Source organism: Agrobacterium sp. 22-223-1 (assembly GCF_053522385.1).
Genome location: NZ_JBNWCN010000005.1, coordinates 122,951 through 145,913, shown reverse-complemented (window position 1 = coordinate 145,913; position 22,963 = coordinate 122,951). Strand labels below are relative to the sequence as shown.

Sequence of the window (22,963 nt, the reverse complement as noted above, 5' to 3'; positions counted from 1 at the left end):
GCCCTGCCCTTTCCGGACATCATTCCGGCTGGGGCCGGTCGTTCAGTGACGAAAGAGGACCGATGCCGAGCCGTGTCTTGCGTGAAAAGCCGTTGCATGCCGTAAGAACCTTTACCGGCGCCGGGTTGCGCTTCAGCCCGCCGCGCATGCTTTTTTCAGGCATCGAAAGACCCTATCTGCTCTCCAAGCTGGCCGCAGGGCTTTCCAGACAGATCGTCGTTCTTCGCGCCCCGCCCGGTTTCGGCAAGACCGCCCTGATGAAAGCGGCCTATGAACGTCTGGTGGACGGCACCCTCACTTTGCCGGGCATGCGCGATACGGCGGTTTCCCATTGTTCCTGGCTCAATGCGTCCGGCATTGCATCCCCTGAGCGTTTCGTCGGTGAATTGCGTCAATCGCTTGGCCTTGCCGCAATGGCGGACACGCAGGATGCGATGACGGACGCCATGGAAGCGGTGGCGCGGCGTGAGGGCCTGACCATTCTTTTCATCGACAATGTCGACGAAATCGACACCGGCAGCCGATACCGGCTTCTGGAGCAGCTCATTCTTTCCGCGCCCGATGCGCTCCGTATCGCCTGCTCGTCCTGTTCTCCCGCGCAATTGCCGCTTGCCCGACTGAAGGCACGCGGGGTATTGACGGAGGTGACGGCGCGAGAGCTCGAATTCGAGCGATCCGACCTGCGGCGGCTTCTGGCCCGCGGTGCGATGGCGGCGCTTGTCGATCCCCTGATGGAAATCACCCGCGGCTGGCCCGCGCTGGCGCAACTCGCCGCCGGTATCGTGACCGGAGGCCCGACGGAAGAAGAGCGGCGCCTGTTGCTCGCCGGGACCCATGCCGATTTGATGGACTACACGCGCGAAACCGTCATCAACCGGCTTTCTCCGGCGCTTCTGTCCACCCTGCGCCGATTGTCGCCTTTCTCGGAATTTCGTCTTGATCTCGCATCCGACCTCGGTTTGCCCGGCTTGACGGAAGAGGATCTGGCCATGCTGGAGGCCATGCATCCCATTATCGAAAACGGGCCGAATGGCTGGCTCTCCCTGCACCCCGTGCTTCGCACCTGCCTCGAACGGGACACCGCCTTCGTTTCGGAAACGGAAAAGAAGGCGCTGCATCGCCAGGCCGCCCTCTGGTTTGCAACCCGCGCCCATCTGGAACGCGCCGTTTCCCACGCCGCCCAGAGCGGCGATTTCCATATGGCGGAAGAAATCATCGGCAAGGCCGGTGGCGTCGATATTTTCCTGCGGGCCGGGCATCAGGTGCTGGAGCACCTCATCGATAATTTTCCGCCGGAAATCCTGCATGCATCGCCCGGCCTGATGGTCTGTTATGCCGTGGTGCTCTCCAAGCGCGGCAATGCGGCGGCCGGGCGCGAACGGCTCGATATTCTGAAAGAAAACGGCGAATGGTCCGCTGCCGCACTTGCCGCCGTCGACCGTAGCGTCCTCGACCATATCGACAGCCTGATCGATGTTTATGAAGACCGCCGCATGAGCCCTGCCGAGGCGCAACGGCTGGAACGGTCCGCCGCCGCCCTGCCGCCGCATGCCACGTGGGAACTCGCCTGGCTCTTCAACCACCTCTGCATCATTTACACCCGGACCGGCGAGCTTGAGGAAGCGCGGCGGGCGGCGCTGAAGGCGCTCGGATATTACCGCGAGGAAAAAACGCCCTATGCCCAGGTCTTCATGCTCATCCACCTCGGCCTCGTCAGCACGCTGACCGGTGAATTTTCCGCCGCCCTGCAATTTTGCCGGGAGGCCGAGGAACTGGTGGAACGGGTGCACTGGACGGACAGGAACCTGCTTGCCATCGTCCGCCTCGCAACAGCCGATGTGCTTTATCAACAGGGTGAGGTGCTTCATGTCGAGCAGACCCTGACGGAATGCGTAGAGCCGCTGATACGCGGCGAAAGCTGGGTCGACCTTTTCATGCGCCTGTTCTGGCTGCTGGCCCGCAGCCGTCTTCAGGTCAGCGGCTTCGACGCCGCCGCTGCCGCAATCGACAAGGCGGAGGAAGTGGCGGTGGAGCGCAACCTGCCCCGCCTGAAGACCGCGGCTGCGATCATGCGTGTCGATCTGCTCGTCAGGGCCGGCATGATCGAGTCGGCAACGCAGGCGATGGAACGGGTGGAAACCCTGAAACAGGCGGGCGGTCCCGGCAACTGGACCTGGCGCGAGGCCTATGATTTCGACATCGCCAGCGCCCGGTTCGCGCTTGCGCAGGGGCAGGGGCCGCAGGCATTGCTAAGGCTCGAAGCCCTGATCCTTTCCGCCAAGGCGTCCGGCCGCGCCTATCACCGCATGCTGGCCGAAATCATGGCGGTACAGGCATCGTGGAAAGCGGGCCGACAACAACAGGCCTTCGCCTATCTGCAATCGGCCATCGCCCTTGCCCGCGCTCACGAGGCGACCCAGCTCTTTACCGATGAGGGGCACGATCTTGCCACCACATTGCGCGCCATCGTGCGCCGTTTCGGCCTGAAGGTATTCAGCCCGAACGCGGTGGAATTCATGAGCCGCATCGTCGGACACGGCCTTGGCCGCCAGCCACGCATGGTGATGCCGCTGGGCGGCAATGACGACGGCGCAACACATGCCGCCGGACTGCTGAGCGGGCGGGAAACCACCGTTTTGAAACTTCTCTCCGAAGGCCGCAGCAACAAGGAAATGGCCCGCGATCTCGGCCTTTCGGAAGCGACCGTGAAATTCCACCTGAAGAACATCTACGCGAAGCTTGGCGTCAGCCGGCGCGGCATGGCCGTCTCCGTCAGCAAACATCTCAAGCTGACCGACCGCGAATGACGCCGACATCGATATGCGATGTCGGCCGGCTCACATGAGGTTCGTAAACTGGACTACCCTTGAACCAGGTTGAGGCAAATGACGGTCCTGTCATCGCTGAATTCCGCCGTTGTCGAACCTTTGACGGACGGATATTCGCGCAGCTTGTGAAAATCCGCCGCCTCGACACGCGCGAATTCCGCTTCCCAGGCCACAACATCTGTCCCCACCGGCAGGGACAAATAGCCGTCGGAGAATATTTCAACGCTCGAGAGCCCGTCTTTGGCGATACGGACGTCAACCGTCCCCTCCTGCATGACGGTTCCGCCATTCACCGAGGCGTAACCCAGTACATGCCCATGCCGGTTTGCGAATTGCGGCTGAACACGGATTCCACCCATCAGGAATTCCTCGACCGTTTCAATGTCGTTCTCAAGGCCGCTCATCCCGGCCGCGGCAATAACGACATTTTCCGCATCCCGCGCCGTCATGATACCGTTTGCGACAGCCGAACGCAGGCCTGAGAAGATCGTCGCGCGCGTGCGCGCCTCGGCCGCATCGCCATCACCGATGGCGGCGAGAAGCTGTTTGAACACGAATATACGCGCCGAAGTGCTTACCGTATCGATCAGCTTTGTGTGCTGAAACAGACGGGTGCCGTTGATCCTGACGCCGGAATCGCCGGCAAGCAGCAGGCGGAAGCTGTCGCCCATATCCGCGACGATCGCCAATGTGGTCGATGGCGGATGGCCGGCATTGATACGCTGCGCCTCCTTTTTCAGGATATCGCTGATATTCTGAAAAAGCGCAGGCGCGGCGAGCGTTTCCAGCCTGCCGTCAAGGCTCATCTCAGCCACGGCATTGGCGGCGGCAAGGGCCGCGATGCGGCCGGAACTCAGCCCACCGTAACTTGCTCCGGTCGGGTCGGTCGCGCCGTCGAAAACGGCCAGAACCCGTCCGGGAATGAGAAGCGCCACATCGTCCCCCGGCTTTGCGGCGTTCTTGTATTTCGATTGCGAAAAGCTCGCGATATTCATCTTTCTGGTGTCCTTGCAGAGGGAGGCTGGCGGCGACACATGGGTCGCCGCTGCTGCAGTTTTGAATGATATTTGGATGGTTTCAGACGAAAGAGGCTTCCTTGTCTTCCGAAAGCCGGAAGACGACGAAGACGCAAAGTCCGGTGCTGACGAGAAGTAAGGTGGAAAGAGCCGCGGCCGTGCCGAACTCGCCGTCAATCACCTGAATATAGATCAGCACGGGCATCGTAATTGTCCGCGCCGTGTAGAGGATCAGCGTCGAGGACAATTCGTTGATGGCGGTGATGAAGCTCATCAAGGAACCGATGATGAGACCCGGCAACATCAGCGGCACCGTCACCGATATGAACGTCTTCGCCGGCGAAGCGCCGAGATTGACCGCGGCCTCCTCGATGGACGGCTTGATCTGCCGCAGGATCGACGTCGTGGAGCGCACGCCGTAAGGCAGGCGGCGGATAAACACCAGCAGGATGATGATGAGTGCCGTGCCGGTAATGTCAAAAGGCGGATAACGGAACGTCGTGACGTAGCCGATCGCCATGACGACGCCGGGTATCAGATAGGGCACCATCAGCAGAAGATCGAGCGAGCCCGATACTGCATTGTCCCGCCTGACTACGATGAAAGAGAGCAGGCCGGAAACGATGGCGATCAACACCACGGCGGCAATCGCAAAGGTGAAGCTGTTGGCAATCGCCTGCGGTGAATCGCGAAGAATGCGGGCATAGCTGTCCAACCCGAAACCGCCTGTGAAGACGGGGCCGTTCGTCGCGAGAAACGATGTGTAGATGACCGTAAGGGACGGCAGCATGGCGACAAAGACGACCAGATAGCAGAAACCGTGCACGATAGACGATTTCAGCGGGCGCATGGAGCGCTTTACCGGCCGGTTGGTCAATGAGCTGGCATAACGGCGCTTGGCGAGAATGTGCCGCTGCAACAGAAGTGCTGCCATGGAAATAGCGATCATCACCATGGAAATCGTGACTGCCATGGTCGGCGTGCCGGCCATTTCGGAGGTGTATTGCGCATAGGCGATGGTCGAGAGCGTCCTGATGCCCTTGCCGAGGATTGCCGGAGTTCCGAAGTCTGCGATGGACAATACGAAGCAGATGATCGCGCCGGTGCTGACTGCCGGAAAGACCAGCGGCAAGGTGATCTTGCGGAAGCGTTCGAACGCGGTGCAGCCGAGGTTTTCCGCCGCATCCTCATAGGATTTGTTGATGGTGTTCAGCGCATTTTCCGTCATCAGGAAGATATAGGGAAAGAACTTCAGGCTGAAGACCATCACGATACCCGGTATCCCGTAGATGGTCGGCAGTGAAATGCCGGCGAAAGACAGGAGATTGGTGACCGCACCGTTGGCGCCGAACAGCATGATCCAGGCATAGGCGCCGATGAAGGGCGGCGCGCACAGAACCAGCACCGCGAAGGTGGCAATGAAGGTACGGCCCTTGATGCGGTAACGCGAGGTGCAGAAGGCAAGCGGAATACCAAGCAGGCAGGCACCCAACATGCCGAGCACGCCGATCACAAGTGTGTTCCACAATGCCACGGTATAAAAACGCCGCGTCAGCACCTGAACATAGTTGCCGAAACCGAAATCACCCGTCTTGGCGTCGAAGAAGCTGATGAAGAACACGCTGAAAATCGGCAGGATCAAGAAGATCGCCAATATGACAACGGCAAATGCCGTCACGCTGGTCCAGAAGCCCGGCAGTCTCAGGCGGAAGCCGCCCGTGGTAGCGGTCGCGGTCATATCCGTCATGACAGGCGCTCCCCAGTAACGCCCTCACCGAAGAGCTTGGTATCGCCCGCAGCCCAGGAGAAAACCGTTTTCTGGCCGGGCTGAAGGGCGATGATATCGGGCGACGGCTTGGTGATCGCCTCGATTTCCTCTCCCGACGACAGCACCGCAGCAACATTCATCTCGCGGCCGGTGAAGCTGACCTGCCTTATGGTGACAGGCAGTTCGATGCGGCGTTTATCTTCGGTCGCGGGCGAGCCAACGGTAATCGCTTCGGGACGGATGGCGGCAACGACCGTTCGTTGCGGCGCAATGGCGTCGACCTGCGGCAGCCCCACACTGTGCCCGGAAATGGATATCTGCCCACCCGAACGATCCAGCGTCAGGAAGTTGTTTGCCCCCACGAAGGAGGCGACGAAACGGTTGGCGGGGTTGTTATAGACTTCCCAGGGCGCTGCGGCCTGCTGGATGACGCCGCCATACATCACGCAGACCAGATCGGACATGGCAAGCGCCTCCTCCTGATCGTGGGTCACATAAACCGTGGTAATGTTCATGGCCTGCTGGATTTCGCGCAGCTCGCGCCGCAGATCCACGCGCAGTTTCGCATCGAGGTTGGATAGGGGCTCGTCCATCAACAGCACTTTCGGATTGATGACGAGCGCACGCGCCAGGCCGACACGCTGCTGCTGACCGCCGGATAATTCATGCGGCATGCGCTTGGCGTAGGGAGCGAGCTGCACGATGTCGAGAATCTTGCCGACCCGTTCGCGAATCTCGGTGGAAGATGCCTTGCGCTGCTTCAAACCGAAGGCGATGTTGTCGAATACGGAAATATGCGGGAAGACCGCATAATCCTGAAAGACCATGCCGACATCGCGCTTATGCGCAGGCACATGTTCGATCGCCTGTCTTTCGATGCTGATACTGCCGCTATCCTGCTGGTGAAACCCGGCGATCGTGCGCAGGAGGGTCGTCTTGCCGCATCCGCTCGGACCGAGAAGCGTAAAGAACGATCCCGAGGGGATGGAGATATTGATGTCGGAAAGGGCAACGACATCCCGGTAACTCTTCTTGATGCTGGTGATTTCCACGGCGGCCATGTGCTGCTCCATGACAGATCCTGCACGGCCCGTGACCACGCTGGACAAAACGAAAGCGAATTGTGAATGGGATAAAGGGGGACGGCCGCTTCCGCGCCGTCCCCGGCAATTATCTTACTGAACGTCGAGCAATGTCTCGTTCCACTTTTCCATCAGGCGCGCGCGATTGTCCGCAGCCCATTTGAAATCGTATTTCGCGTCTGGAACATCGGAAAGCGGAACGAGTGCCGGATTGGCGGGGACATCGGTTCGAACCGAGCGACGACCCGCCTTCACCACGATTTCCTGCGCTTCCTTGGAGACGATGAAATCGATGAAGGCCTTGCCATTGCCGGCATTCGGCGCTCCCTTCACGAGCGCCATGCCGTCAGGCGCGATTGCCGTACCCTCTTTCGGATAAACGATTTCGACCGGCGCGCTGCCGAGCTTGTAGCGCAGCGCGGCATCTTCAAGCGTAATGCCAACGGCCTGTTCACCATCGTTGACGAAACGCGGCACCGCGCCTGAAGAGGTGGAAAGAACCGAGTTGCCGAGAATGCCGGTATAAATTTCCCAGCCTTTTTCCTCGCTGTCGAAATCCTGCAATACCGTCGCCATCTGAATATAGGCCGAGCCGGACTGGTCGGCGCGGGCCGACGAAATCAGGCCCTTATATTCCGGCTTTGCGAGATCGGCCCAGGACGTCGGAACGGGAGCGCCTTTCAGGGCCTCCTTATTGACGATAAAGGCCGTGACGACAGCCGTGAAAGGCACCCAGTTCGCGCTCGGTGAGAAGGCAGGGTTGATCGACGCAGCCTCAACCGGCTTGTATGGCTCGAAAAGGTCGGCGGAGAAATCGATGACCGTCCCGTCGACGCTCCAGATCACATCGCCCGCCGCCTTGCCGCTTTCCGCCTTGATGCGGTTCATCAGCTCGCCGGACCCGGCTTTGACAAGCTCGACCTTGGTGCCGGTTTTCTTTTCGAACATGGGCAGCAACTCGTCCATAAGCTGCTGCGGGGCGGCGGAATAGACCACGACGGTACCTTCGGCATGAGCGAAAGCCGCGCTGGCGAGGAAAGTGGCGCCGGCAAAAAGGCGCGCGAAAATAGTGCATGATTTACGCATAAGGGGGCTCCGTTTTTTTTGTTCCCTGACAGACCGGCCCTGCGACATGATTTCTTTTTGATTTTGCCTGTCGCCACCCGCTGCCTATTATTTATTTTCTTTACGTAAATTAATTAGTCAAGCCGGAATTTATTTTGAGTGCGAAAATAAAATATCCAATTGAAAAAACACAATTTTTTATGATTCTCACTCTCAGTCATCCGCTTTCGGCGGCAGGTTTTCCGGCAAAACGAGGTGTACAATCGCACGATTTGCGCTAATCATCCGGCGTAACTTCTCGCGGGGAGACTTGTTTGATCGATCTCGGCTACAATGAGCGGCGTCTGCTCGAGATTTTGCGCGGCAAGGGAGGCATGTCGCGTATCGAGCTGGCGCGGGAGATGGATGTTTCCGCACCGACCCTTACCCGCCTGACGGCCAATCTCCTGGAATCCGGCCTCATCGTCGAAGCGGAGGAGGCCCGCAATGACGGCAAACGGGGGAAACCCTCCACCGCCATCGAAATCAACCCGAACGGGCTTTTCACGCTGGGGGTCTACTTCAATCCAGACGATCTGCGTGTCTGCGTGGCCGATCTCAATGGCACGATAAGGCAGGAAATCAGATCGGAACTGGAAGGGCACAGTTTCGAGCATATTATGGAGATGGCCGAGGCCGCCGCCCGGCAAGTGCTTGAAAAAGCGAAGATAAGAAAGAAAGACGTGCTGGGTTGCGGCATCAGCTTTCCCGGCCATTTCAAGCGGGATCGCGGCCACGTCTTCCGTATCAAGCAGTTCGAAAGCTGGCGCGACATCGACGTCGACAAGGACTTCCAGCCCTATTTCGATTTCCCGGTCTTTCACGAAAATGACGGCAATACCGTCATTCTTTCCGAGCTCTATTACGGCGCAGGCCGCAATATTCGCAATTTCGCGATGATCTGGCTGACATATGGCATCGGAGGCGCTCTGGTGGTGCAGCGCCATCTCTATCGCGGCACCAATGGCAATGCCGGCGAGTTCGGCGGGCTGTTTCCGAAGTCCCATCCCCGCCCCTCGGGACAGGACCTGTGCGACACTCTGGCTGCTCAAGGCATCGGCATTCGACGCCTGAAGGACATTGACGAAAGTTATGCCGACCATCCCGCCGTGGTGTCGTGGCTGGAGCGGGCAACGGATCAGCTTCGTCTGCTTTCATTGACGGTCGCCCGCACGATGGATCCGGCAGCCATCATTTTCGGTGGGTCGCTGCCGGACTGGATTCTCGAACATATCGTGCGGCGTATCGGTTCGCTGGAAATACTCGGCGAGGATTTTTTCGTCGAGCCGCCGGAAATACGCAAATCGATCATGAGCGACCTGCCTCATCTGGGCGCCGCCAGCATACCGATCTACCGCGCCACCACGCCCAGCTATTATTCCGGGCGGGCGCTGAAAGGCTGGGCATGACATGCCATGGCCAGCAGAACTCTTTCCCCATTGGCCTCCCTGTCGATGACAGAGGAAGCCGCTACCTGGATATGCGCCGCCGGAATTCCTCCGTGCCCTGCATGATCTTGTCCAGAAGAGCCTCTATCGCCCAGAAACGCTCCTGAATATCGAACGTCACCGCACGGCTTTCGATTTCGCTTATGGTACCGAGGCGCTGGTGATAGAGCTTCGCCAGTTTGGGATAGCCCATGGGCTCCGCCATGGCGGCAAGCGCCAGATAGACCGACAGCTCGTCAGCCAGTTCCGGTTGCCGGCCGGCTTCCGTCAGCAGCCATTTGTAGAGATCGGGATGGAAATTGGTGAAGACCCCGGTGAAACCGCGCGATCCCGCTTTCATGGCGTCGAATGCAATCGCCGCATTGGCGTTGACGATGGCGAGCGGCGTATTCGCGGTGAGCGCTACACGCCGCTTGACCGTTTCAAGATCACAGGAGACATCCTTGAGGATAACGAAACGACCGCTATTGGCGCAGAAGGAAATTTCGGCATCGGTCATGAGACGGCGATAGGGCGCCGGGCATTCGTAAAGACCAAGCGGCAGGTCGGAAGGCAGACGCTCGAGAAGCCAGCCGAGATCGTCGAGAAACTTCGAACCGCCCTGCTGCCGGGCATCCAGCCTGTTGGTGACAAGCACCATGCCGTCAACACCCGTCTGCGCGATGGCATTGAGCTCTTTCTGCTGATCTTCAAGCGCCTCGCTGATATGGCCCGAGGCAATGACGGGGATGCGGCCGGCTGCGGCCTTCTTAACAAAAGCAGCCAGTTCCACGCGCTCCTCAAGGGTGAGGAACATCATCTCAGAAGACTGGCAAACGGCAAACAGCGCGTCCGATCCATTGGCGATGTACCATTCCACGAGATTGGCGACGCCCTCGAAATCTATCTTGCCGCCCCTGAAGGGGGTAATCATCACGGGAATGATGCCTTCGATACGCTTGGTCATTGTTTTCGTCCTGTCAAACATATGTGGTTCCGGCATTCCGATGCGGAAGCCTTGCCGGAGTGGATCAGAGCTGGTTGCGTGGCTGGCGGTTCGCGAGCACATCGATTACGGCCTCGGCGGTAATCCGGCCGATGGAGGTGTAGGTTTCGTAGGTTTCCGCTGCCGTATGCGGCGTGGTGACGATCTGCGGCAGGGTGAAGAGCGGATTATCGGGCAAGGCAGGCTCCATCTCATAGACATCGATCGCCGCTGCCTGAAGATGGCCGCTGACGATGGCGCCGTAAAGCGCCTTCTCATCCACAAGGGCGCCGCGCGCCGTGTTTATGAAGATCGAGCCGGGTTTCATCCGGGCAAAACGGCCGGCATCCATGAGACGGCGCGTCTCCGGCAGGCTCGGCATCATCATCACGAGAATGTCGGAAGACGAAAGCACCTCATCCATCTCGCACATCCGCACACCAAGCTTCGTTGCGGCAGCCTGGTCGGGAAACTTGTCGTAAGCGATCACCTCCACATCGAAACCGGAGAGTTTGCGCGCGATCTTGCGGGCGATGTTACCGAAACCGAGGAGACCGACGCGGCGGCCGATCAGTTCCTGCCCGACGAAACGGTCCCATGCGCCACCGCGCAAGGCATCGTGCAGATAGGGTATCCGGCGCATTGCCGAAAGGATCAGCCCAAGCGTCAGTTCGGCCACCGCATTGGCATTGCCGCCCGGCGCATTCGTCACCGCGATGCCATGCCGGTGGGCCGCATCGATATCGATATTATCGACACCGACACCAAAACGCGCGATCGCCTTCAGTCGCGGGGCAAGGTCGAAAACACGGTCGTTCCAGGTATCGACACCGGCGATAACGGCATCGACATCGCCAAGTCTTGCCGATAATTCGTCAAATGTCATCGGCCGCCCGAAGCCGTTTTCAACGACGTCGATACCTTCCGCCTCCAGCATCGCCTTGGCGTCCGCGCAATAGCGGGAATAATTCGTTGCCGTTACCAGTACGGTCTTGCTCATTGCAGTGTCTCTCGGAAAATCGGAATTAAATACGTGCACCGGCCTGATCGAACAGAACGCAGCGATCAGGATCGAAACTGACGGTCAGGATTTCGCCCGGCGCAGGCGCCATATCGCCCGGCAGGCGGCAATTCAGCCGGTTGCCGGCAATATCCAGCAAGGCGAGCGTGTCGGCCCCCAATGGTTCGATCAGTTGAACGGGACCGGAAATCGTGGCGGACAACGAAGCCCGATGGGCCGAATCCAGCGAAAGATGTTCTGGCCGCACGCCGAGTTCCGCTGCACCTTCATAGTCCCGGCGTTCGACCGAAACGGGGATGCGCGTACCATCCGGCAGGGTTGCAACACCCTTCGAAAGCTGCACGGGCAGGAAATTCATGGCCGGCGCCCCGATAAAACCGGCGACGAAACGGGTTCTCGGGTTGCGGTAAAGCTCCTGCGGCGCACCGATCTGCTGGATATGACCGTCTTTCAGCACGACGATACGATCGGCCATGGTCATGGCTTCCACCTGATCGTGGGTGACATAGATCATGGTGCTGCCGAGCCGCTGGTGAAGCTGCTTGATTTCCGCACGCAGATCGACACGCAACTGCGCGTCGAGATTGGAGAGCGGCTCATCGAAGAGAAAAACCTTCGGTCCGCGCACCATGGCGCGCCCCATCGCCACACGCTGGCGCTGGCCACCGGAAAGCTCGCGCGGGCGTCGCTTCAGCAGATGGGTAAGCTGCAGGGTGCGCGACACGTCGTCGACGCGCTGCTTCACCTGCGCCTCCGGCACACCGTTCATCCGCAGGGCAAAGCCGATGTTCTTTTCCACGGTCATATGCGGATAAAGCGCATATTCCTGAAACACCATCGCCACATCCCGCTCCCAGGGACGAAGCCTGTTGACGACCGTTCCGTCAATGGAGATCGAACCCTCCTGAAAATTCTCCAGGCCGGCAATCATGCGCAGCAGCGTCGATTTTCCGCAGCCGGAAGGGCCGACGAAGACAATGAATTCGCCATCGACAATATCAAAGGAGAGGCCATGGATGACACGGTGTGCGCCGTAAGCCTTGACGACGTTCTGAATGGAAAGAGTGGCCATGGAATTATCCTTTGACTGCCCCTGCGGACAGGCCCGCGACAAGGCGGCGCTGGACGAGCAGGGTAAGAATGAGCGGCGGAAGAGCGATCATGGTTGCGGCGGCCATCAGCGCGCCCCAGTTGGTGACGCCCTCGCCGATGAAATTGAACGACGCGACGATGGCGGTCTTGGTGTCGAAGCCGGAGAGCGCCAGAGCGAACAGGAAATAGTTCCAGGTGAAGATGAAGCAGAGAATGGATGACACCACCACGCCGGGCATGACCACCGGAAGAACGATGCGCCAGAGCACAGACAGCGGGCGGCAACCGTCCATCTGGGCGGCTTCCACCAGTTCACGCGGCATGGCGTCGAAATAGGGCAGCATCGTCCAGAGGGCGACCGGCATGGCGATGACGGCATGGGTCAGGATCAACACCGTGTAGGAACCGACAAGCCCGAGTTCGGAAAAGATGATGAACCAGGGCAGCAGGAACAGCGTGCCCGGCGCCATGCGTGAAAACAGCGCCAGTGTCGCGGGCCATGTGGTGCGGTGCCAGGAGACAGCAAAGGCCGCCGGAAATGCGAGCAGTATGCCGAGCAATGTCGCGCCCGTCGAAACGATGAGCGAATTCAGCGTATTGGACAGAAATTCCGTGCGCTCGAAAAGCTGCCGGTAATTGTCCAAGGTGGGTGTGAAAAAGAGGCTCGGCGGCAGCTTCGTCACCTCGTAACGATCCTTGAAGGACGACAGGATCATCCAGAGGATCGGGGTGATCGCGGCGATGACCAGAATGGCGGTGCTGAGGCCGCCGCGCAGTCTTTCGGCAAGGGAAGGCTGATATGCCTCGTGTTCGTGCATGAAAATTCCTCCTCGATTTACCAGGTGACGGCCTGTCGCAGCCGGGAAAAGGCGACGACGGTGACCATGACGACGGCCGCGAGCGTGATCATGCCGGCCGAGGCGTAGCCGAAACGGGAAAACTCGAAGCCCTGCTGGTAGGCGTAGATATTGAGCGTGGTCGACGCATTGCCCGGCCCGCCGCGCGTGGTGATGTAGATCACGTCGAAGAAACGCAGTAGATCGACCGAGCGCAGGATCGCGGCGGACAGGAGCGTCGGTGCAAGCAACGGCAGGGTGATGTGAACGAGCCTCTTCCAGCCGATGACGCCATCGATCTCCGCCGCCTCGAACACCTTCGTCGGCAGGGATTGAAGGCCGCCCAGAACCAGAAGTCCGATCAGCGGCGACCATTGCCATGTGTCGACGGCGGCAACCGTCAGAAGGACCCACTTGGGATCGGCGAGCCAGAGGCTCGGACCGATCCCCACCTCCCCGAGCAGCCAGTTCGCAACGCCGACGGCCGGATCGAGAATGACGATCGCCATCATGCCCACGACCACCGGCGGCATCATGAAGGGCATGACAGCCACCGTGCGAACGAGATTGCGCGCGCTACGCACCCGGTTGAGAGTGAAACCAAGCCAGGTGCCGATCACCATCTGCATGGCGAGCGCGAGTCCATAAAGCACCCATGTCAGTATGAAAGCGTTGTGAAATTCCCCGTCGGAAAGCAGCTCGAGATAATTCGCAAGACCGACGAAACGGTCGTCCATGCCGAGCGAGTTTTCGCGCAGCGAAAGCCAGATCGCATAAAGAATGGGGAAAACGATCATCAAGCCGACGAATGCCACGGCGGGCGCCATCATCCAGCGAAAGGAAAGAACGGTCTGGCCAGGGCCGGAGATGCGGGAAGGCATCGGAGCGGTCATCACACGGGGATCCCTCATGAAAATGATATTTGTGTCTGCAATTGCTTGCCCCAAGCCGCGCCAGACCGCACGCCGTGAAACTGACCGGCGGCCTGTGCAACGATTGGGGAGAGCAATATTTCCCGCCGGGGATCCGGCTCCGGACTTTGCAGCACGGAACCGGATTTCCCGGGAGGAATTCCTGGAGCCGGCGAATTATTGCAGGGCGAGCAGGGCCTTGTCCGCCTCGCAGGCGCCATCCTTGATCGTATTGTTGCCGAGCAGATAATCCTGAACCACCTTGCCGATGATCTCGCGGGTCTGCGGCACCTTGTCGGTCGGCGATGCGTAGTCGCCGGTGCCGGTTTTGCTGATCTGCCTGATGGCGTCGGCCCAGCTCTTGCGGATCGGCAATTCGTCGGTGAATTTTTTCATATCCGCACCGTCAAAGACCGAGCTGCGCGGCGGTGCGACACCGGCCTGAATGAGACGGGCCTCGATCTCCGGCGACGTTGCCCATTGCATGAACAGCCAGGTGGCCTCCTTGCGTTTGGAGAAATTCGACATCGACAGACCCCAGCCGAAGGCGACGGGCTTGGAAATGCCGGTTTCCTTGCCGGGCGGCAGCACCTTGATGGCAAGATCTTCAGCGCGGCCGGGGAATTTGACGATATTGGAGAATTCGTTGGAGGACTCATGCGTCATGGCGACCTTGCCCTGACCGAGAAGCTCGACGACCTGCGGGAAGGAATGGTTGGAAGCACCGACAGCGCCATAGGTTTTCAGAAGATCGCCATACATCTGCAGGCCGGCTATAGTCTTTTCCTGGCACAGGCCCGGCTTGGTCTTGTCCGCGGACTTGAAGTCGCCGCCAAGATTGAAGACGAAAGACGCCATCGGATAGGGTATCGCATTGCGCACGCCGCGCGCCGTCCATGCGTTGACCGACTTGTCGCATTCCGAAATTGTTTTTGCGGCGGCGGGAATGTCTTCGAGATATTGCGGTTCAGGAACGTTGCACTTGGCGAAAATATCCTTGCGCCAGTAGAACAGCGGACCTTCGACATTGATCGGCACGCCGGTCAGCTTGCCATCAAAAATCTCGTTCTTGCGCAGCCCCTCGCCGAAATCCTCGAAATTGAAATCCGGCGACGTCAGGCTCGCATCCTTCAGCAACGGGTTGAGATCGGCATACCAGCCAGCCTTGTTATAGACCGCGCCCTCACGGATTTTCAGTGAAATGAAGGCATCGACATCCGATGACCTGGCCTGCATGAGTGTCGACAGACGTGCGCGGATCGGGTCTTCGTTGAGAATCTCGACGCGGACCTTGATGCCGGTCTTTTCCGTGAATTCACTGGTCATATCCTTGATGGCATTCGGCCAGGGATGGTTCGTGAACAGAACATTTATTGTCTGGCCTTCCTGTGAGCGCCAGTTGAAATCGGCGGCTCCCGCAATCGAACCGGTAAAAACGACACATGATGCAAGGGCTGCCACTTTTGACGCCGCCGCCAGACTGTTTCTGAAAAATTTCATGTCAATCATATCCTCCCAAATCTCGGTTATTTTCCTCAATGACGTATCGCCCCCGGATGAGAATGCGGGCGCATACCTCTCCCTCCCGGTCGGCGCGGATTTGCTGCGCGACCGCATCTCCTCCCTCAAGACAGACGGAAGCTAGCAGGAAAATTTCACTGCCGCAATAGCTAACATGTTACCTTGATTGATAGTGACATTCCACCTGCGGCGCCTTTATGCATTCGCCAGCGGTTTCATTGGACGTCACGCTCTGGCGTGGCTGCCCCAAGCATAGGGAAACAGCCCGAAAGGCCCGCCAGAAGGGCGGCTACCGCGCGATCGCACGGTTTTTGGCATTGTGAATATGCTGCTCCATCGCGGCGGCGGCAGCGGCCGGATCGCGTGAGGCAATCGCATCGAGAAGGTTCAGGTGATCGTACATCGTGGGCAGGACGAGCGGAGGATTGAGCTGCGTATGCGCCTGGCGGATCAGCCGGATTTTTATAGCGTTCACACGGTAGATATTGGTGAGGATCGAATTCTGCAGGGAATCGATCATGCCGTGATGAAATCGGGAATCCAGTTCCTGCGCCCTGTCCACAAGGGCTCTGGAGACGTGATTGGCGTCCGGTTCGGCATTGCAGGCATCGATGATATCCAGATGTTCCTGCCGGATGGCCTCCAGCGTCTCATCGCTAACCAGCCTCGCAAATATCTGGACCGCCTCCTTTTCCAGAAACAGCCTGACCTGAAATGCATCCTGCACCAGATTGAGATCGACCTGGGCGATCTGCATGCCACGCTGCGGAACCGTCACCAGCAGCCCTTCGGCCTCAAGGCGCGGGATCAGCTCACGGATCGCCGCAAGCGGCAACTGGGTAAGCTCGACCAATTGCCGTTGCGAAACGAATTGTCCGGGGCGAAGCTGGCGGGAAAGAAGGTGCTCCGTGAAACTGGAATAGGCGCGGTCTCTCTGATTGACGTGCCCCTCCGCATTTCTCAGGCTACGGCCATCCTTTTTCTTTTTCTCTACCAATGAGCGAACCTCCAATGCATGTATCTAACATGTTAGTAAGGTTGCCAATGAGATTCAATCACGGCCGAAGATGAAATTCGAAAATAGGCCATTCAGGCTCGAGGGGACTGAAATGCCCGGGTGATCCGTCGCAGCACGGCGTTCGCGTGATCGCCGGTAACCGCGGAAATCATCACCACGTCCAGTTTCGAAAGCTCTGGGAGCAGGCCGTCCCTCACCTCCCGCAGACCGGCAGGCGCTACACTTCGCGCCAGCAGTGCGACGCCGATCCCGGCTTCCGCAGCCGCTCCCACCGCCGTTGCCCCGGTTCCGACGAACACCTCGCGCCAGGCGATGTCTGCCGCCTCCAGCGCCCGAAGGGCCATGGCTCGCAAATTGCAGGGCTCCGGTTGAAGCACCAGCGGCACCGGCAGGTTCGAAGGCAGATCGAAATCCGCGCTGCAATACCAGCCGAAGCTTTCCTGAAACAGCAACTCGCCATCGCGGCGGATATCGTCATGCCGCAACACGACGATCGCATCGAGCGCGCCGGCATCGTAGAGTTCAAGCAGGGTCCTGGTGCCGGCGGTGCGCAGATGAAGCGTAACGCTCGTCTCGCGCTCGCTGATCACCCGGAGTATCCGAGGCAGGTCGGCCCCGATCAAATGATGCGTGAAACCGATCGCGAGACGGGTCGGCTCCTGCCCAAAGACATCGAACGCCCGACGGCCAGCCGCGACATAAGCCCGCGCGGGCTCCAGAAAGCGTTCACCGGCGGCCGTCAAACGCACGCGGCGCGGCGTCCGTTCAACGAGACGATGCCCCAGCATGTCCTCAAGCCGGCGCAGGCGCAGCGATATCGCGGCCTGTGACGTGTTCATCACGCCTGCAACCCGTGTGAACGACTGCAATTCGGCAACGAGAAGAAAAGCCTCGACGGCCTCGGGATCCAATGAGCGCATGTTTTGCATAACAAGCTGTTATCGCTGAAATGCGCAAGCCCCTAATTCTATCGGTTTCTCGCGAGCGCTATTGCACGAAAACTCTCGATAGGAGCTTTTCGTGTCTTCACAGATTTCCTCGACCTCGCCCACGCCCGCCGCCGACCGCCGGATCTGGGCAGTCCTTGCCGTCGCCGTCGCAACGCAAACCGCCGGCTCGTTCGTATCGCAGGGGATTTACATCCTCGTGCCCTTCTGGCGGGAAGCATTCGGTATCTCCCTCGCATCCGCATCACTGGCCGTGACGGTCATGAACGGTGTGCAGATCGTGACGATGTTCACGCTCGGCCGCGCCATCGATATTCACGGCGAGCGCCGCATTGTCGGCATTGCCATGCTCGGCATGGCGCTTGCGATGGCCTGCGCGGCAGCATTCGCAAACAGCCTGCCCGCGCTGCTTTTGTGCATCGCGTTTCTGGGCGGCACCTATGCCGCTGTCCAACCGGGCGGCACGCGGGCGATCATGCGCTGGTTCCCGCCTGCCAAACGCGGCATAGCGACAGGGTTTCGGCAGGCTGCGGTTCCTTTCGGAACGATGATCGCGGCCGCCCTCCTCCCGTTCATGGCGGTTCGTTACGGATGGCATGCGGCAGCATGGCTCTGCGCCGGTGTTTCCGTCATGGGCGCCGCACTCTTCTGGGGTCTCTATCGCGAGGGAGGCGATGTGGCCGCAAAAACCGAGCGCCCGCTTCCCCTGGCAAAACTCGCCCGCGAGGTTGGGCAGAATCCGAGCTTCTGGCCCGTATTACGGCTTGGTATCGCCATGTCCGCGTTTCAATTCACCCTCACCGCACACGTCATCGGCTTCATGGCGGATGGATTGCGACTTGGCCTCTTTGCCGCATCGTCGATGTTTGCCGCAACGCAGCTTGCGGGCATTCCTGGCCGGATTTTACTGCCATGGCTCAGCGACCGCTTCCGGCCCGGCCTTCGCACGCAATCCTTCGGCCTGGTATCTGTCATAGCCGCAGGCGCGGCCGCAATCCTCGCGGCTCTGCCCATCGGCGCCCCGACGCCGATTATCCTCGTCGTGCTTGTCGTGCTGGGAATATTCGGGATCGGGTGGTTTCCGCTTTATCTTCTTCAGATCGCCGAAAGCGCACCGAAAGGTTCGATAGCGTCTACGATTGCCTTCGCTTCCACGATCTGCCTGGGTGTCATGGCAATCGGCCCCTATATATTCGGCCTTCTGGTCGATCATCTTGGCTACGGGGCAGCATGGTCCGCACTGATCGTGCCGGTGGCCGCAACAGCACTGCCCCTCGCAATCTCATCGCCGCGCCTGCCGAAAGCTCAGATCGGCTCTTCATGAAACGGGATAGGCGCGGCGGTAATCGAAGACATGAAAGTGACGGTAGCCTTCAGGAAAACCTATGCGGCTGCCGCCTCGGCACCCTGCTCGAAGTCGTGCAGGTGAAGAGCGATTTCAAAGCCCCGGCGTTTCAGCCAATGGGCAACGACCCTCGCGCGGGCGCCCAGCAGGTCATCCACCAGAATGACCCGTGCGCCGCGCACGGCAATGGTGCGATAGGCGACACCGAGAAGCTGGCCGCCTTCCGAAGAAATTGAACCTTTAAGGTGGGAGGCCGCGAATTCTTCCGGTGTTCTCACGTCGAGAAAATAGGTCGTTCGCGCCGTGTCCCGCAGCCATGTCTCGGCCGTGGCGCGATCGATGAACTGCAGCCCGTCATCGCGGGAAAATGCCTCCAGACGCGCCTTCGCAATATTTTTCGCGTCGTCGCTGGTGGACGGATATGTCTGCGAGCGCCCCGTTTCCAGCTCGAACCCGTCATCCGTCCAGCCGCGCGTGCCATCGTGCAAATAGCTGACATCGTTTTCAACACCGGCGTCGATCAAGGTCTGCGCGCCGAGGATAGCACGGGGAAGGCCCGCGCAGGAGACGACAACCCGTGTTTTGGGTGATGGCACGAGGTCGGAAAACCGCAGCAGAAGCTCGGCCCCGGGTACGCCGATGGCGCCCGGCACATGCGCCTTTTCATATTCCGCTATGGTGCGGGTGTCGATGACGACAACATCTTCGCCGGCTTCCTGCCACGCCTTCAGTTCACGGGCGAAAACCACGGGCGTGTTCTTTTCACCCCGGACCTTCTGGACAAAAGGAACGCCGGGAATATCGAATGTCGGCAGGGCGTCGACGCCGCCGTCGATCCATGCCGGAATTCCACCCCGCAGAAAATGAATATCGCTCCAGCCTCTGGCGGCCAGCCGTTCCGCCGCCTGCTCCGCGCTTCCCTTGCCATCGTCCACCAGAACGGTCCGCACGACGGGACGCGGAATGAAGCGGTCGATCTCCGCATCCAGCCTTTCAGCCGGAAGGTTGGTCGCAAACAATGGAGAAGCATACCCCACCTCTTCTGCGGGGCGAATGTCGAGAACGGCAAGTTCCCTGCCATCTGTCAGCCACTCGATGAGACGGTCTTTGGTTACGGCGTGTACGGACATTGCATATCCTCCTGACAAATTCTGGTTTTTCACATCGGGTTTCAAGCGGTCGGATCGAGCCATAGATCGCCGAAACTCCAGTTCAGCCCCTGCGCGCCGGTGACATAGTTCCGGACGCGTCTGTGCGCCACGATCTGGCTTCCCGCCGCCACAAGATCGACGGAGGCGACGTCGTCATGGATGAGATGCTGGAACCTGCTCCAGGTCACCCAGCGCTTTTTCGGATCGGGCTCGATGGCCGCCGCCTCCAGAAGCGCATCCGCCTCCGGATTGGCGTAGTTGGCCGCGTTGGAAAAGGGCAGCCCGATCTTGAAATTCCTGCTCCAATAGGCCCGCTGGATGCCGAGCGACGGATCGAAGGTGTTGGAAAGGGATTCCACCACCAGATCAAAGGCGCGGTCCGTGTAGACCGTCTTCAGATAGGTCGGCAGGTCGTATTTGCGGATTTCGACGGCGATGCCGATCTTTTCAAGCTGGCTGCGAAGGACATCGGCAAAGCCGGGCGTCAGATAGGAATTATAGGTCAACCGCACCGGAAAACGCTTGCCGTCGCCCTTGCGGGGATATCCCGCCGCATCGAGCAATTTTTCCGCTTCCCGAGGATCATAGGCATGGGCCTTGACGGACGCATCATACCAGTTCGGCAGGGCGGTGCTGACCGGGCTCGGCGAAATCTGCGCATAACCGAAGAGCGCCACATTGACGATTTCATCGAGATTGATCGCCTTCGCAATGGCCAGACGGACGTCTTTCTTGCGGAAGACTTCGTTATCGTAATTGAAAAACAGCTGCTGCTGCGGGCCCGCATAAGCATAGGTGTTCGTATCCAGAACGAGATCTGGATTCTGCTTCAATCGCTCTAGATCCGCCAGCGGCACCGGGTTGTCGCCAATATCCACTTCTCCCGTTTCCAGCGCCACCGCCCGCGCGGCCGGGTCGGTGATGATGCGCAGAATGATGCGATCGAGATAAGGTTTGCCGGCATCCCAATAGTCGGGATTTCGTTCAAAGATCAGATGGCTGCCCGGTGTCCACTCCGTCAACCTGAAAGGGCCGGTGCCAATCGCGGTCTGCAATGTCTGGCCATCGGCTGGCTTCAGCTTTTCGAAAATATGCTTGGGCACGATCGGCGATTCCGAACTCGATTGCGCGGCAATCAGAAATGGCGCCGGTTTGGACAGCACGATAATGGCGGTCAGGGGATCCGGCGTCTCCACCGCCTCGACGTTCTGATAGGTGATACGGCCGCGCGGATGGGCTTCCTTCAGGCGGAAAATCGAAAACGCGACGTCTTCCGAGGTGAAGTCCCGACCATCGTGCCATTTCACATTTGGGCGAAGTTTGAACGTGTAACGAAGATGGTCGTCCGAAACGGACCATTCCGTCGCCAGCAGCGGCTGCGGCTTCAGGTCGAAATCGAATGTCAGAAGACCTTCAACGATCTTCGGGCCGATTGCCTGTCCGGTCCCCGATGAGGTGTTGATGGCGAAAAGCGCGTTGCCGGGATCGACACGATAGAGCAGCCTGAGCGTGCCGCCGGAGACGGGCCGGCCCGCGTCGCCATTCGCTGCGAATAGCGAACCCGGCAAGGCCGTTCCTGCCGTTGCCAGAAGAAGCATCCTGTTAAACTGGCGGCGTCCTATCGTCATGAAAATCCCCGTTTGAAAACGTCGTTTCGATGACAAAAGCATCAGGGCAAATCAGGGTTTCCATAAGAAGAAAATTCTTCTTTGCCGCCAAAGAAAACATTTCTTGCAGAATTCTATTTCAGTACGCATGCAAACACGCGCGAAAATTTGTGCCGAATTATCCATTTTGCCCAAATCCTCGTTGCCTCCCTGCGGCCGATGGCGAATGAGAGGAAATCGCACTGGCGTTTCGTTTTGAATTCCCATGGAAATGTTGTTTCACTGAAAAATCGGGATTGAGTAGGACATTGCTCGGCAGATGGGTCGGCGAAGCATATCAAATGGTACACCTCACAGGCTTTCCAATCCCCGCCATGGGCCCTGCGGTCCATCACCAGCATTACGGAGTTTTTTAGCGATGACCCTGACCAGTCCGATTACAAAATTGGAAATACCGCAGCAGCGTGTTGAAGCCCGCTATGGAACGCAGGCCGATTTTTCTCCGCCTTTCTGGAACGACACCATCGACGCCTTGCTGAACCACCGCACCGCCCGCGCCTATCTGCCGAAAGCTCTGCCACAGGGCAGCCTGGAACTTCTGGTCGCAGCCGCGCAATCTGCACCGACATCGTCCAATCTTCAGGCGTGGAGCGTGGTGGCGGTTCAGGACAAGGAGCGCAAGGCACGTCTGGCGGGCTTCACGGGCGGCAATGCCCATATAAAGGATGCACCTGTTTTCCTCATCTGGCTTATCGACCTGAAGCGGCTGCGCACGGTCGCTTCAAACCAGGGAAACAAGGGCGAAGGGCTGGATTATCTGGAAAGCTTCCTGATCGGCGCCATCGATGCGGCGCTGGCAGCGCAAAATGCTGTTGCCGCAATTGATTCACTCGGCCTTGGCTCCTGCTATGTGGGCGGTATCCGCAACAGACCGGAAGACGTGTCGCGCGAACTGAACCTTCCCCCCGAGACGGTTGCCGTCTTTGGCCTGACGGTCGGCTATCCCGACCCGGCGGTGAAAACCGATGTCAAACCGCGCCTGTCGCAATCATCCATTCTGTTTCATGAAACCTATTCGGAACCGGCACGCGACGATCTCAATTCTTACGATGAAGTCTTGAAAGTGTTTCAGGAAAAACAGGGCCTGCCGCAAAACGGCTGGACGGCGCCCATCGCCCAGCGTGTGGAGAACGCCGCCGCGCTGAAGGGCCGCGCGGAACTGAGCCAGACATTGCGTCGCCTCGGTTTCGGTATCAAATAAACTCCGTCGCGGCTGGCGGTATTAAACGCAGAGGCGCCTCTGG

At 59.2% G+C, this 22,963-nt stretch carries 18 protein-coding genes; 4 read left to right on the top strand and 14 right to left on the bottom strand.

Going from position 1 to position 22,963, the window contains the following annotated elements; genetic code table 11:
• Nucleotides 1-62: 62 nt before the first annotated feature.
• On the top strand, nt 63-2,807 hold the full coding sequence (locus ACQZ60_RS19930) for a LuxR C-terminal-related transcriptional regulator (RefSeq protein ID WP_448735962.1): 2,745 nt from the start codon (nt 63-65) through the stop codon (nt 2,805-2,807).
• Nucleotides 2,808-2,860: 53 nt separating this feature from the next.
• On the opposite strand, the gene ACQZ60_RS19925 is transcribed toward ACQZ60_RS19930, so the two are convergent.
• The 4 genes from ACQZ60_RS19925 to ACQZ60_RS19910 form a co-directional block, all read right to left on the bottom strand.
• Nucleotides 2,861-3,823 carry a hypothetical protein gene (locus tag ACQZ60_RS19925; RefSeq protein WP_448735961.1) on the bottom strand — a complete coding sequence of 321 codons (963 nt, stop codon included), beginning with the start codon at nt 3,821-3,823 and terminating at the stop codon, nt 2,861-2,863.
• Nucleotides 3,824-3,905: 82 nt separating this feature from the next.
• Complete coding sequence (locus ACQZ60_RS19920) at nt 3,906-5,591, bottom strand: ABC transporter permease (RefSeq protein ID WP_448735960.1); 1,686 nt, start codon at nt 5,589-5,591, stop codon at nt 3,906-3,908.
• Nucleotides 5,588-6,685 carry an ABC transporter ATP-binding protein gene (locus ACQZ60_RS19915; RefSeq protein WP_448735959.1) on the bottom strand — a complete coding sequence of 366 codons (1,098 nt, stop codon included), beginning with the start codon at nt 6,683-6,685 and terminating at the stop codon, nt 5,588-5,590. Before ACQZ60_RS19915 ends, ACQZ60_RS19920 begins: the two co-directional genes overlap by 4 nt.
• 102 nt (nt 6,686-6,787) lie before the next feature.
• On the bottom strand, nt 6,788-7,780 hold the full coding sequence (locus ACQZ60_RS19910) for an ABC transporter substrate-binding protein (protein ID WP_003521817.1): 993 nt from the start codon (nt 7,778-7,780) through the stop codon (nt 6,788-6,790).
• A 293-nt stretch (nt 7,781-8,073) separates the two neighbouring features.
• Here ACQZ60_RS19910 and ACQZ60_RS19905 point away from each other — a divergent pair, with 293 nt between their 5' ends.
• Nucleotides 8,074-9,207 carry an ROK family transcriptional regulator gene (locus tag ACQZ60_RS19905; protein ID WP_120356996.1) on the top strand — a complete coding sequence of 378 codons (1,134 nt, stop codon included), beginning with the start codon at nt 8,074-8,076 and terminating at the stop codon, nt 9,205-9,207.
• A 61-nt stretch (nt 9,208-9,268) separates the two neighbouring features.
• Here ACQZ60_RS19905 and ACQZ60_RS19900 read toward each other — a convergent pair whose 3' ends face one another.
• The 8 genes from ACQZ60_RS19900 to ACQZ60_RS19865 all read right to left on the bottom strand — a co-directional run bounded on the left by ACQZ60_RS19900 (nt 9,269) and on the right by ACQZ60_RS19865 (nt 17,538).
• Nucleotides 9,269-10,192 (bottom strand): dihydrodipicolinate synthase family protein, encoded by a 924-nt coding sequence (locus tag ACQZ60_RS19900; protein WP_448735958.1) that lies wholly within the window; start codon nt 10,190-10,192, stop codon nt 9,269-9,271.
• Nucleotides 10,193-10,256: 64 nt separating this feature from the next.
• Nucleotides 10,257-11,210 (bottom strand): phosphoglycerate dehydrogenase, encoded by a 954-nt coding sequence (locus ACQZ60_RS19895; protein ID WP_448735957.1) that lies wholly within the window; start codon nt 11,208-11,210, stop codon nt 10,257-10,259.
• Between the two features lie 25 nt (nt 11,211-11,235).
• The gene (locus ACQZ60_RS19890; RefSeq protein WP_020812373.1) at nt 11,236-12,303 is read right to left on the bottom strand and encodes an ABC transporter ATP-binding protein; all 1,068 of its coding nucleotides are present in this window, start codon (nt 12,301-12,303) and stop codon (nt 11,236-11,238) included.
• A gap of 4 nt (nt 12,304-12,307) precedes the next feature.
• On the bottom strand, nt 12,308-13,141 hold the full coding sequence (locus ACQZ60_RS19885) for a carbohydrate ABC transporter permease (protein WP_020812374.1): 834 nt from the start codon (nt 13,139-13,141) through the stop codon (nt 12,308-12,310).
• Nucleotides 13,142-13,158: 17 nt separating this feature from the next.
• Nucleotides 13,159-14,052, bottom strand: coding sequence for a carbohydrate ABC transporter permease (locus ACQZ60_RS19880; protein ID WP_020812375.1), 894 nt, complete (start codon nt 14,050-14,052; stop codon nt 13,159-13,161).
• Between the two features lie 195 nt (nt 14,053-14,247).
• Nucleotides 14,248-15,570: an extracellular solute-binding protein gene (locus ACQZ60_RS19875; RefSeq protein WP_020812376.1), complete on the bottom strand. Its 1,323-nt coding sequence runs from the start codon at nt 15,568-15,570 to the stop codon at nt 14,248-14,250.
• Between the two features lie 310 nt (nt 15,571-15,880).
• Nucleotides 15,881-16,588, bottom strand: coding sequence for a GntR family transcriptional regulator (locus tag ACQZ60_RS19870; RefSeq protein WP_020812378.1), 708 nt, complete (start codon nt 16,586-16,588; stop codon nt 15,881-15,883).
• 92 nt (nt 16,589-16,680) lie between these two features.
• The gene (locus tag ACQZ60_RS19865; protein WP_031234334.1) at nt 16,681-17,538 is read right to left on the bottom strand and encodes a LysR family transcriptional regulator; all 858 of its coding nucleotides are present in this window, start codon (nt 17,536-17,538) and stop codon (nt 16,681-16,683) included.
• A gap of 91 nt (nt 17,539-17,629) precedes the next feature.
• On the opposite strand from ACQZ60_RS19865, the gene ACQZ60_RS19860 reads away from it, so the two are divergent.
• The gene (locus tag ACQZ60_RS19860; protein WP_020812380.1) at nt 17,630-18,880 is read left to right on the top strand and encodes an MFS transporter; all 1,251 of its coding nucleotides are present in this window, start codon (nt 17,630-17,632) and stop codon (nt 18,878-18,880) included.
• Nucleotides 18,881-18,939: 59 nt separating this feature from the next.
• On the opposite strand, the gene ACQZ60_RS19855 is transcribed toward ACQZ60_RS19860, so the two are convergent.
• Together ACQZ60_RS19855 and ACQZ60_RS19850 are read right to left on the bottom strand one after the other, a co-directional pair.
• Nucleotides 18,940-20,031, bottom strand: coding sequence for a rhodanese-like domain-containing protein (locus ACQZ60_RS19855; protein ID WP_020812381.1), 1,092 nt, complete (start codon nt 20,029-20,031; stop codon nt 18,940-18,942).
• A 41-nt stretch (nt 20,032-20,072) separates the two neighbouring features.
• Entirely contained in the window at nt 20,073-21,680 is a 1,608-nt protein-coding gene (locus tag ACQZ60_RS19850; RefSeq protein ID WP_448735956.1) for an ABC transporter substrate-binding protein, read from the bottom strand.
• Nucleotides 21,681-22,077: 397 nt separating this feature from the next.
• Here ACQZ60_RS19850 and ACQZ60_RS19845 point away from each other — a divergent pair, with 397 nt between their 5' ends.
• Entirely contained in the window at nt 22,078-22,920 is an 843-nt protein-coding gene (locus tag ACQZ60_RS19845) for an NADPH-dependent oxidoreductase (RefSeq protein WP_448735955.1), read from the top strand.
• Nucleotides 22,921-22,963: the final 43 nt, after the last annotated feature.